The following is an 11,654-nucleotide window of genomic DNA, read 5'->3' as shown; positions in this document are numbered from 1 at the left end:
CTCACCCGTCCGTATGACATATGAGAACTCCGCACCCTCCAAACACGTACGCCCTCAACGGCGTAAAAACAGAAGGGGCCGCCCCCCCCCCCCGCAAGGGGGGTGCCGCGACGGCCCGGGGACGCGCGGGGCGTCAGGAGGGGTTCGCCGGCAGCGGGCTCGCCGGTACCGCGGCTTCCGGCGTGGTGGCCTCCGGAGCCGCCGGGAGCGCGGGCAGACCGGCCAGGTCCGCGGCGGGCAGGCCGCTGTCGACGAGCGTGGCGGCGACGACGTTGACGACGCCGGTCATCACCTCCTGGACGGCCGGGCTCACCTGCTCGGCGTTGCCGGCCGTGGCGGCCTTGACCAGCGCGTCGATCCGCTTCTGGAGGTCGGCGTAGGCGGTGGCCGTCAAGTCGGACGCCGCCGCGGTCTGGTCCTCCGCCACGATGGGCGCCGGGAGCGTGACCGGGTTCTCGGCCTGCGGCGCGGTCACGGCCGGCGGCTGGGCCGGGGTGGTCGTGCCGGGCAGGTTCACCGTGTCGTCGGAGTCCGCGTCGTCGGCGTCCAGGTCGGCCGCCTCGGCCTTGGCGAGCGCGTCCTTGACGGCGGCGGCGAACTGGTCGGCGTCGGCGGCGGGGAGCTGGCCGTTGTCGGCCTTGAGGATGGCGTTGACCATGTCGGTGACGGGCGTGAGCACTCCGCCCAGGCCGGCCAGGCCGATGACCTGGCTCTGCAGTTCCGCCACGTCGGGCAGGGGTGCGTGGGACACCGCGTGGGTGCGTTCCCGGGCCGATTCGCCATCGGCCGCCATCACCGCCGGCCCCGAGAGGCCGATCAGCAGGCCGGCGCAGAGAGCGGTGGTGGCGATTCGTCGTGCGGGCAGACGCATGGGGGTTCCTTTCGGTGGTGCGTCGGATCTTGTGCCCACCGTGGAAGCGCCCGTGGCGCTCTGCAACCGAGCGGTGACCGCACGCACCCGCCCCGCTTTTCGCCCGTCGGCGTCTTAGCTGGTGAGACGCCCTGTCAAGGTCCGTACGCCGTGTCGGCGCCCGCACCCCCCATTCGGGGCAGCGTGCCGCCGTCCGCGCGGCAACGCGAACCGGCCGCCCGCTCGCGGAGGAACCGCGGTACGGACGGCCGGTAAGGAAAGGCGCGAGCCGACGTCAGTCGTTCTCGCACTCGTTGCCGAACGCCGGGTTCAGCAGGCCGATGAAGTCGACGGTGTTGCCGCAGACGTTGACCGGGATGTGGACCGGGACCTGCACCACGTTGCCGGACAGGACGCCCGGGGAGTGGGCGGCGGCGGCCTTCGCGCCGCTGTCGGCAGCGGCGACACCGGCGGTGCCCGCCACCGCGGCGGCGGCGACGGAGGTCAGGGCCAGGCCCTTCGCAATACGCGACATGGAGAAGTGCTCCTTGAGGTTGTCACACACATCCGGGCGGCTGCCCGGCGCAGTGTCAACGCGTGACACCCACGTGAGTTGTGCCGCCAAAGGGGTGGTCTCCCGAAAGAGCGGCATTCACAAATCCAACACACTTACCTGGTTTCACCGTATTAGTACGGATAGCGGCTAGAGTCCCACTCCGTTCCCCACTCCATCGACGCCTCCCTGTCGCACCACCGCGAGACATCGGCCGAAGGCACGCTCCGAGAACTCCGGACGCGGCGGTGGCCGGCCGGTTTCCGGCTCGTTTGGCAGCGGGACGCGGCGTACGCCGGCGGACGCCGCGTGGCGGCCGACGCTCCGCCGTCAGACGCGTTCCCGCACGTCCCGAGCATTCTCCGTGAACGAGGAAACGCGCATGCACCTGCCACCGACCGGCTCCCGGCCACGGGTTCTGCATGTCACCCAACCGGTGGACGGCGGGGTCGCCCGGGTCGTGACCGACCTGACGCGGGCTCAGCTCGCCGCCGGGCTGAGTGTCGCGGTCGCCTGCCCCGACGGGAGCCTCGCGGACCGCCTCCGGGCCCTGGGCGCCGACGTACACCACTGGCCGGCCACCCGCGCGCCGGGCCCGGCACTCGTGCCGGAGGTGCGCCGGCTGGCCCGGGTGACCGGGGCCGTGCGCCCGGACCTGGTGCACGCGCACAGCGCGAAGGCCGGTCTCGCGGCGCGGCTCGCGGTGCGGGGGCGGATCCCGACCGTTTTCCAGCCGCACGCCTGGTCGTTCGAGGCGGTCGGCGGTCCCGCCGGGGCGCTCGCGCTCCGCTGGGAGCGGTGGGGCTCGCGGTGGGCGGCACGGACGGTGTGCGTCAGCGAGGCGGAGCGGTGGCGCGGGGTACGGGCCGGGGTCCGCGGACGCTGGACGGTGATCCCCAACGGCATCGACACCGACCGCTTCCCCGCGGCCGGGACGCCCGTGGACCCGACCGATGCCGACGGCGTGCGGCTCCGGCACGGCATCGGCCCGTACGCCCCGTTGGTGGTCTGCGTGGGGCGGCTGTGCCGGCAGAAGGGCCAGGACGTCCTGCTGGCCGCGTGGCGTTCGGTCCTCGCGCGGGTGCCGGACGCCCGGCTGGTCCTGGTCGGCGACGGCCCGGACCGCGGCCCGCTCACCGCGCGGGCATCGGCGTACGGCTTCCTGGACGGTGCCCGGGCCTCGGTGGTCTTCGCGGGCGGTGTGGACGACGTCGCCGCCTGGTACCGGGCCGCCGACCTGGTCGTCCTGCCGTCGCGCTGGGAGGGCATGGCGCTGGCCCCGCTGGAGGCGATGGCCTGCGGGCGGCCCGTGGTGGTGACGGACGTGGACGGGGCCCGCGAGGGCCTGCCGCCCGCTCTGGAGCCGCACTGCCTGGTGCCGCCCGAGGAGCCCGCGACGCTGGCCGGCGCGGTCGCCGCCCTGCTGCTCGACGCGCCGCTGCGCGCGTCGCTCGGCCGCCGGGGACACGCCCACGTGCGGTCCGCACACGACGTACGGCACACGGCCGCGGCGGTCGCGACGCTGTACGGCGCCCTCTTGGCCGGCGTACGAACGACCGGGGCCCACCTCGCCGACGGCCACGGCCCGGCACACGCAGACCCGCACGCCCCCCAGAACAGCGGACGAACGACCCGGGCCCGCCTCGTCGACGGCTGCGCCCCGGCCACCCCGGACCCCTACGCCCCCCAGAACGGCGGACGAACAACCCAGGCACACCACGCCGACAGCCGCGCCCCGGCACACGCAGACCCGCACACCCCCCAGAACAGCGGACGAACGACCCGGGCGCGCCTCGGCGATGGCGACGACGGGTCGGCCACCGCGGGCCCGTCCCTCCCGCGCGGCGGGCCGCCCGACGCACCCCGTCTCCTCCCCGGCGACCGGCCCGCAGCCATGGGCCGGCCGGCCGTCGTGCCCATCGAGTACAGGGAGTCCACCCACCCGTGACCGCGGAAAGCACCGTCCCCACCCCCGCCGGCCAGGCGCGCGACCTCGGCCCGTCCCCCGTCGCGGTCCTGCCGCCGCGTACCCGCCCCGCCGGCTTCCGGCTGCCCGCCGGACGCACCGCACCGCGGCCGGACTCACCGCTGCCGCTGCTCGTCGCGGACGGCACGGCGGCGCTGCCGGGCTCGCTGGCCCTCACCGGCACCCCGCACCAACCGCTGCTCGCGGCGCTGCTGATCGGCGCCTCGCTGCTGCTGCGCCCGCGCCCGGGCCCCGCCCGGCGGCCCGCGGGCGTGCTGGACGACCTGCCCGCCCTGTGCGGGCGGATCGCGGTGGTCTGGCTGGCGGTGGCGGCGCTCGTCGCGGCGTACGCCCCGCCGCAGGCGCTCTCCGCGCCCACTCTGCTCCTCGGCTTCCTGCTGCACGCGGCCACGGGCTGCGCCGGACGGGGCGCCGTGCACCGGCGGCACCGTACGGCGCTGGCGAACCGGCCGCACGCGGCCCTCGTCGTCGGTCCCGCCGCGACCGCGCAGCGGGTGGCCTCGGCGCTGCTGCGCCACCCCCGCTGCGGGGTCCGTCCCGTCGGCGTCGTCACCGACGAACCCGACGGCACCAACGGCCTGCCCGTGCTGTCCACCGGCGAGGAGGTGCGGCGGGCGGTCGTGCAGAACGGGGTGCGCGACATCCTGACCGTCCACCCCTCCGTACACACCCGGCAGGAACCGCTGCTGCGGGCGCTGGCGGAGTCCGGCTGCGTGGTGTGGGAGCTGGACGCGGACCTCCCCGCGCGGGACGGCCGGGAACGGCTCGCCGGGTTCTCCCGCCGCCGCCTGGAACCGGGCGCCCCGCGGCCGGCCGGCGCCGGCAAGCGGGTGCTGGACGTGACCGTGTCCGGGCTGCTCCTGCTCCTGCTCAGCCCCGTGCTGCTGACCTGCGCGACGGTGCTGCGGATGGTCGGCGGGCCCGGCGTGCTGTTCCGGCAGGAGCGCATCGGCCAGGACGGCAGGCCGTTCACACTGCTGAAGTTCCGCACCCACCGCCCGGCCGACGAGCACGAGTCGGCGACCCGGTGGAGCGTGGCGGACGAGCACCGGATGCCGTGGTTCTGCCGCTTCCTGCGGCGCACCTCGCTGGACGAGCTGCTCCAGTTGTGGAACGTCTTCCGGGGCGACATGAGCCTGGTCGGCCCCCGCCCCGAACGGCCCTTCTTCGTGACCCAGTTCAGCCAGACCTACCCCGGCTACGCGGCCCGGCACCGGGTGCCCGCAGGCATCACCGGCCTGGCCCAGATCAGCGGGCTGCGCGGCGACACCTCCATCGAGGACCGGGCCCGCTTCGACAACGCCTACATCGACGACTGGTCGCTGTGGCAGGACGTCTGCATCCTGCTGCGCACCGCCGCCGCGCTCGTGCGCCCCACGGGGAGCTGACCGAGGTGGCCCACGCCCTTCCCCTGTGGCCGGCGGCGCGCGTACGGCGGCTGCCGCCCGTACTGGCCGTGGTCGCGGTCGTCGCGCTGCTCGCCCTGCCGGTCGCGCCGGACGGGGACGGCGCAGGCGGCGCGCATCCGGCCGACGCGGTCTCCGCGCTGGCGGTGCTGTACTGCGCGCTGCGGCTGGTACGGGACCGGCGGCGCCCCCTGACCCGCAGAGCGGCCGTGGTGCTGGGCCTGCCGGTGCTGGGGCTGGCCGTCGCCGCCGTGGGCGCCGTCTCGCCGGGGGCGGGACTCGAAGGGCTGGGCCGGTACCTCCAGGTCTTCGTCCTCGTCCCCGCCGCCGTACTGCTGCTCCTGCGGAACCGGGACGACGTACGGCTGCTCGCCTGGTCGATGGTGGGGCTCGCGGTGTGGCAGGGGGCGGTCGGCGTGCACCAGTACGTGACCGGCACCGGCGCCTCCTACCAGGGCGAGCGGATCCGGGCGGTGGGCACCTTCGGGGCGCAGGACGTGATGGGGATGGCGACCGTGGTCTCCCTGGGTCTGGTCTGCGCGGTCGGTCTGGCGCTGGGGCGTACGCCGGTGCGGCACCGGCTCCTCGCCGCCGGGTGCGCGCTCGCCCTGCTGCTGCCGCTCGCCCTGTCGTTCAGCCGGGGCGCGTGGATCGCGACGGCGGTGACCTGCGCGGCGCAGCTCCTGCTGGCCGGGGCGCGCCGGGCGCTGGCGGTGGGCGCGGCGGCGGTCGCGGCGGGCGTGGTGCTGGTGGGCGGGCTGGGTGTGGGTACGGCGATGCTCCAGGAGCGGGTCGGCAGCATCACGCAGGTCACCGAAGCGCCCGACCAGTCGGTGACCGACCGCTACACGATGTGGGCGGCGGCGGCCGGGATGTGGCGCGAACGGCCGCTGACCGGCGTGGGGCTGAAGGGGTTCCCCGAACACCGCGACTCGCACGCCTCCCTGGCCCTGTCCTCGGGCAGCGAGACCGACGGCGCCGGTACCGGGTACCACCGGCAGCCGCTGCTGTCCCCGCACAACATGTACCTGCTGGTGCTGGCCGAACAGGGCCTGCTCGGGCTGCTCGCGCTCGCCGGGAGCTGGCTGGCGCTGCTCGTCCTGGGGCTGCGGAGGCTGCGTGCCCTGCGGCGGGCCGGGACGGGCGGGCAGGACTGCGGGCTCGTCGCCTGCGGGCTCCTGGTGTGGCAGTTGACCGACTTCGCGTACGCCGACATCGGCGGGCCCTCGACGGTGCTGACGGCGGTGTGCTTCGGCCTGGCGGCCTGGTGGGCGCTCGGGTCCGGGACGGGTGAGCGGGTGGCGGCGCGGTGAGGACGACCCGGCCGCGCGCGGCGGACGGGACGTCGGTCCCGCCGGCCCGGACCGCCCCGCCGGACCCGGACGCCGCGGCGGCCGAGACCCGGTCCTCCGGCGGCTTCCTCGCCCGGGCCGCGCTGCTCACCGCCGTGCTGTCGGTGGCCGGGTCGGTGCTCGGGCTGGCCCGGGACCAGGCGCTGGCCCGGCTGTTCGGGGCGGGCAGCGAGACGGACGCCTTCCTGGTGGCGTGGACGGTGCCGGAGTTCGCGGCGACGCTGCTGATCGAGGACGGGCTGGCCTTCGCGCTGGTCCCGATGTTCAGCCTGGCCCTGGCCCGCCGCGCGCGGGGCGCCCCCGGCGACCCGGTCCGTGAACTGGTCGGCGCCACCCTGCCCCGGCTGCTGCCGGCCTTCGTCGCGGTCGGCGCGCTGGTCGTCGTCTGCGCCCCCGCGCTGGTCCGGGCCCTCGCGCCGGGCCTGGCCGACCACGCCCTCGCCGTGGACTGCACCCGGCTTACCGCCACCTGCGTCGTCAGCTTCGGGCTCGCCGGGTACTGCAGCGCGGCGCTGCGGGCGCACCGCCGGTTCCTGGCGCCGGCGGCGATCTACGTCGCGTACAACACCGGCATCATCACGGCGATGTTCGTGCTCGGCGGGCGCTGGGGGGTGCGGTCGGCGGCGGTGGGGGTCGCGGCGGGCGGTCTGCTGATGGTGGCGGCCCAGGTGCCGTCGCTGCTGCGGCAGTTGCGGCACCGGGACACAGGCGAGCGGCTCCCGGACGCCGCGGACCCGGCCCGTCCGCTCGCCCTCGCCCTGTTCACCACCGTGCTGCTCTTCGCGGTGTGCCGGCAGTCGCAGATCCTCATCGAGCGCTTCCTCGCCTCCGGGCTCCCCGCCGGGGCCATCTCGCACCTGAACTACGCGCAGAAGGTGGCGCAGATCCCGATGACGCTGTCGCTGATGCTGTGCACGGTCACCTTCCCGGTGGTGGCCCGCGCCATGGCCGACGGCGACACCGAACGGGCCCGCGAGCGGGTCGAGCGGGACGTGGCGCTGGCGGCCTGCCTGGTGCTGCTGGGCGCCGCCACGGTCGTGGCCTGCGCACCGCAGATCATCGAACTGCTCTTCCAGCGCGGCGCCTTCACCGCGGCCGACACGGCGGCGACCGCGGACGTCATGCGCGTGTACGCCCTCGGGCTGCTCGGGCAGACCGTGGTGGGCGCGCTGGCCCGGTCCTACTTCTCGGCGGGCCGCGCCTCCTGGTACCCGCTCGGCGCGATGGCCGTCGGCATCGCCGCCACCGCCGGTGTCGGCGCCTGGGCCGTCGGCCCGTGGGGCGTGACCGGCATCGCCGCCGCCAACGCCGCCGGCATCACCGTCACCGGGGCCCTGCTGCTCGCCGGGATGGGCCCGCGCAGCGTCCCGGTCCGGGTCCGGCGGGTCCTGGGCGACCTGGGCAGGCCGGTGCTGGCGGCGGCCGTGGCGACCGGCGCGGGCGGATGGGCCGCGGACGCGGTCACCGCCCTCGCCGCGTCCTCCGGTCTCTCCCCGGGCGTCGGTTCGGCCCTCGCGCTCACCGCGGGCGTCGTGACCGTCGGCGGTGTCTTCGCCCTGCTCGGCCTGGCGCTGGGCGTCCAGGGCGTCCGCCCCGCCCTCCGGTCCGTCCGCTCCGCACGGCCCCTCCGCTTCCTCCGCTCCTTCCGCACCCTCCGCTCCGTCACACGAAGGATTCCGCATGGCCGCTTCGGCTTCCGTAGATCCCGTTGACACCCGCACCGGCGCCCGTCCGCGCCCCGGCTCGGTGCCCTGGGTGGCGATGTACCACTCCGTCGGCGACGCCATGGACGACCCGTACCGCGTCACGGTCACGCCCGACCGGCTGGACGCGCAGCTCGGCTGGCTGCGGCGGCGCGGGCTGCGCGGTGTGTCCATGACCGAGCTGCTGGCCGCGCGGGCCCGCGGCGGGGGCCGGGACCTGGTGGGGCTGACCTTCGACGACGGGTACGCCGACTTCGTCGAGCAGGCCCTGCCGTGCCTGCGCCGCTGGGGCTGCGGAGCCACCCTCTTCGTCCTGCCGGGACGGCTCGGCGGGGTCAACGCCTGGGACCCGCTGGGCCCGCGCAAGCCGCTGCTGACCGCCGACGGCATCCGGCACGCCGCCGCCGAGGGCGTCGAGATCGGCTCGCACGGACTCACCCACGTCGACCTGACCCAGGCGGACGACGCCGCGCTGAGCGCCGAGACCGCCGAGAGCCGGGCGCTGCTCACGGAGTTGACCGGCGCTCCCGTCACCGGCTTCTGCTACCCGTACGGCACGGTCGACGCCCGCGCCGCCGACGCCGTGCGCACCGCCGGGTACGGCTACGCCTGCGCCATCGACCCCGGCCCGCTGACCGGCCCGTACGCGGTGCCGCGGGTGCACGTGGGGCAGAACGACACGTCCGTACGGCTGCTGCTGAAGACGCGGCTGCACCGGCTGCGCCGCCGTCCCGTGGCGGGGGTCTGACGTGCCGGACCTCAAGGCGCTGCACATCATCACCGGCCTCGGCGTGGGCGGCGCCGAGCAGCAACTCCGGCTGCTGCTGCGGCATCTGCCCGTCGACTGCGACGTCGTGACGCTCACCAACCCCGGCCCGGTCGCCGACGGGCTGCTGGCCGACGGCGTCCGGGTCGTCCACCTCGGCATGACCGGCAACCGCGACCTGGCCGCGCTGCCCCGGCTGGCCCGCCTGATCCGCGCCGGCGGCTACGACCTCGTGCACACCCACCTCTACCGCGCCTGCCTGTACGGCCGGCTCGCCGCCCGCCTGGCCGGCGTACGCGCCGTCGTCGCCACCGAACACTCCCTCGGCGACTCCCAGATGGAGGGCCGCCCACTCACCCCGGGCGTCCGCGCCCTCTACCTGGCCGGGGAGCGGCTGGGCAGCGCCACCGTCGCCGTCTCCCCCACCGTCGCCGACCGGCTGAAGCGGTGGGGGGTGCCCGCGCCCCGCATCGAGGTGGTGCCCAACGGCATCGACCTGGCACGCTTCCGTTTCGACCCGGTCCAGCGCCTGCGCACCCGCCGCCGCCTCGGCCTGCCGGAGGGCGCGTATGTGATCGGCGGCGTCGGGCGGCTGACCCCGGCCAAGCGGTTCGACGTGCTGGTCAGGGCCCTGGCCGAACTGCCCTCCGACTGCTGGCTGCTGCTGGTAGGCGGCGGCCCGGAGGAGCACGTGCTGCGCCGCACCGCCCGCGAGGCCGGGGTCGCCGACCGCGTCCTGCTCACCGGCGAACGCCCCTACGTCCCCGACGGCTCCCCCGGCCCCGACCTGCCCTCCCTCGCCGCCGCGATGGACGTCCTCGCGTCGCCGTCGCCGGAGGAGGCCTTCGGCCTGGCGGTCGTGGAGGGCCTCGCGTCGGGACTGCCGGTGCTGTACGCGTCCTGCCCGGCGATCGAGGACCTGCCCTCCGGGCACGCGCCCACGGCCCGGCGGGTCACCGGCGGAGCCGAGGACTTCGCCCGCGCCCTCGCCGAGGTCCGGGCCGGTGCCGAACCCGGTCCCGGGCCGCGCACGGTTCCCGAGGCCGCCCGCCACTACTGCGTCACCCGCAGCGCCGCCCGGCTGATGGACGTGTACGCGACCACCCTCACGCACCCGTTGTCCCCGGCACACCAGGGAGTCAGTTCCGCATGACCGAGCCCCTCACCCAGACCCCGGCCCAGCCCGCGACCGAGCCCGAGACCGGACCGCCCGCCCGCCCGCGCCGCGCACGGGCCGCCCTGCACCGCGTCCGGCACCGCCTGCGGTCCCTGCCGCCCTGGTCACCGCTGGCGGCCGGCATCGTGGCCGGCGGGCTGCTCGGCGCCGGCTACGGCCTGCTCACCACCCCGCAGTACACGGCGACCGGCTACGTCGTCGCCGTCCCCACCGACAAGTCCGACCCGGCGACCGCGCTGGGCTTCGCGCAGGCCTACGGGCGGGTCGCCACGCAGCTCGCGGTGCTCGCGGACGCGCAGATGTGGGCGGACGTGCCGGTGGCCCGGCTGGAGGAGAGCGTGCGCACGGCCACCTCGCCGGACGCGCCGATGGTCTCGGTGACGGCCACCTCCGCCGACCCGGAGGAGGCCGCCGACATGGCCAACGCCGTCGCCCGCGCGCTGACCCGGCACGCGGCGGCGTCCGTCGACGCCACCCACGTGGAGCTGCGGCAGTTCGCGCGGGCCACCGAGCCGACCGAGGCGTCCTCGGCGTCCGCCGCGGTGACCGGCCTGGTGGGCGCGAGCGCGGGCGGGCTGCTCGGCGGGCTGGCGCTGCTGGCCCGGCCGCGCCGCGCCGCTGCGGACGGCGGCCACGCGACGGCGGCCGTGCCCGGACCCGCCTCGGCGGCCGGCGTCCGCGGTCAGCTGTGACGGACACGCGGGCGCGCACCGCCGCGCCCCCGGCCGACTGCACGACCGAACTGGTCACCGACGAGGCGCACTTCGCCGACCTGGCCCCGCAGTGGGCGCGCCTGTACGCCCGCTGCGAGGCCGCGACCCCGTTCCAGAGCCACGCCTGGCTGCTCTCGTGGTGGCGTTCGTACGGCTCGGGCGGGCGGCTGCGGCTGGTGCTGGCCCGCGACGGCCGCGACCTGGTCGGCGCCGCACCGCTGACGCTCGTACGGCGTCCGGTGCCCGCCCTGGTTCCGCTGGGCGGGGCGATCTCCGACTACGGCGACGTCCTGCTGGACGACGAGCGCGGCCCGGACGCGGTGGCCGCGCTCACCGAGGGCCTGTCCCGGGCCGCCCGCACCGCGCTGGTCGACCTGCGCGAGGTACGGCCGGGCGCCGCCGCCGAACGGGTCTACGAGCGCTGGCGCGGTCCCCGCCGCCGGCTGGCCGACTCGCTCTGCCTGGAGCTGCCCGCCCTCCCGATGGACGAACTGCTCGCCCGGCTGCCCTCGGCCAAGGCCCGCCAGCGGGTCCGCGCCCAGGTGCGTCGCCTGGACTCGCTCGGCGTCAAGAGCCGGACCGTCCTGCCCGACGAGGTCGACGCGGCGCTGCGGCGGCTGCTCGAACTGCACCGGCTGCAGTGGCAGGGCCGGAAGGTGACCGGCGAGCACCTGCGGCCGCGGTTCCGCGAGCACCTGGTGGGGGCGGTACGGCCGATGGTGTGTGCCGGGGACGCGGTGGTCACCGAGTTCCGGATGGACGACGAGGTGGTGGCCGTGGACGTGACGCTGCTGTCGCGCCGACTGGCCGGCGGCTATCTGTACGGCGCCCACCCCCGGCTGCGGGAGCGCAGGGCGGACGTGGCGGTGATGCTGCTGGACGCGTGCGCCGAGCACACCCGGCAGCCGGGGCGCGGCACGCTCAGCCTGCTGCGGGGCAACGAGCCGTACAAACACCACTGGCGCCCGGACGCGGTGCCCAACCAGCGGCTGCTGCTGGCCCGCCGGCGCACCGCCCCGCTGCTCGCGGCGGCCCTGGGCGACGCCGCCGCGCGACGGCGGGGCAAGGCGCTGCTGCGGCGCCCGGAGCGGAAGGAGGGCGACGGTGGCGGCGGCACCTGACCGGCCCGGCCGCCACCGTCGCGTAC

Annotated in this window: 9 protein-coding genes and 1 pseudogene; 8 read left to right on the top strand and 2 right to left on the bottom strand. The window is 76.5% G+C overall.

The window, feature by feature from the left end:
* Positions 1-133: 133 nt before the first annotated feature.
* The gene (locus ACFC1X_RS04690; RefSeq protein ID WP_376348769.1) at positions 134-871 is read right to left on the bottom strand and encodes a hypothetical protein; all 738 of its coding nucleotides are present in this window, start codon (positions 869-871) and stop codon (positions 134-136) included.
* Between the two features lie 274 nt (positions 872-1,145).
* Positions 1,146-1,385 (bottom strand): chaplin ChpG, encoded by a 240-nt coding sequence (gene chpG / locus ACFC1X_RS04685; protein ID WP_376348768.1) that lies wholly within the window; start codon positions 1,383-1,385, stop codon positions 1,146-1,148.
* A gap of 400 nt (positions 1,386-1,785) precedes the next feature.
* Here chpG and ACFC1X_RS04680 point away from each other — a divergent pair.
* The 8 genes and pseudogenes from ACFC1X_RS04680 to ACFC1X_RS04645 all read left to right on the top strand — a co-directional run.
* Positions 1,786-2,982 (top strand): annotated as a pseudogene (locus ACFC1X_RS04680) (glycosyltransferase); the annotation flags it as partial.
* A 365-nt stretch (positions 2,983-3,347) separates the two neighbouring features.
* Complete coding sequence (locus tag ACFC1X_RS04675) at positions 3,348-4,778, top strand: exopolysaccharide biosynthesis polyprenyl glycosylphosphotransferase (RefSeq protein WP_376348766.1); 1,431 nt, start codon at positions 3,348-3,350, stop codon at positions 4,776-4,778.
* Between the two features lie 5 nt (positions 4,779-4,783).
* Positions 4,784-6,109, top strand: coding sequence for an O-antigen ligase family protein (locus tag ACFC1X_RS04670; RefSeq protein ID WP_376348764.1), 1,326 nt, complete (start codon positions 4,784-4,786; stop codon positions 6,107-6,109).
* Complete coding sequence (gene murJ, locus ACFC1X_RS04665) at positions 6,106-7,860, top strand: murein biosynthesis integral membrane protein MurJ (RefSeq protein ID WP_376348763.1); 1,755 nt, start codon at positions 6,106-6,108, stop codon at positions 7,858-7,860. Before ACFC1X_RS04670 ends, murJ begins: the two co-directional genes overlap by 4 nt.
* A gap of 49 nt (positions 7,861-7,909) precedes the next feature.
* Positions 7,910-8,599, top strand: coding sequence for a polysaccharide deacetylase family protein (locus ACFC1X_RS04660; protein WP_376349762.1), 690 nt, complete (start codon positions 7,910-7,912; stop codon positions 8,597-8,599).
* A gap of 1 nt (position 8,600) precedes the next feature.
* Positions 8,601-9,770: a glycosyltransferase gene (locus tag ACFC1X_RS04655; RefSeq protein WP_376348761.1), complete on the top strand. Its 1,170-nt coding sequence runs from the start codon at positions 8,601-8,603 to the stop codon at positions 9,768-9,770.
* Positions 9,767-10,486: a lipopolysaccharide biosynthesis protein gene (locus tag ACFC1X_RS04650; RefSeq protein WP_376348759.1), complete on the top strand. Its 720-nt coding sequence runs from the start codon at positions 9,767-9,769 to the stop codon at positions 10,484-10,486. The genes ACFC1X_RS04655 and ACFC1X_RS04650 overlap by 4 nt, the downstream gene beginning before the upstream one ends.
* On the top strand, positions 10,483-11,628 hold the full coding sequence (locus ACFC1X_RS04645; protein ID WP_376348757.1) for a GNAT family N-acetyltransferase: 1,146 nt from the start codon (positions 10,483-10,485) through the stop codon (positions 11,626-11,628). The genes ACFC1X_RS04650 and ACFC1X_RS04645 overlap by 4 nt, the downstream gene beginning before the upstream one ends.
* The last annotated feature ends 26 nt before the right edge of the window (positions 11,629-11,654 follow it).

This window comes from Streptomyces sp. NPDC056128, assembly GCF_042263835.1.
Lineage (GTDB): Bacteria > Actinomycetota > Actinomycetes > Streptomycetales > Streptomycetaceae > Streptomyces.
This window is presented reverse-complemented; position numbering and strand designations above follow the sequence as displayed.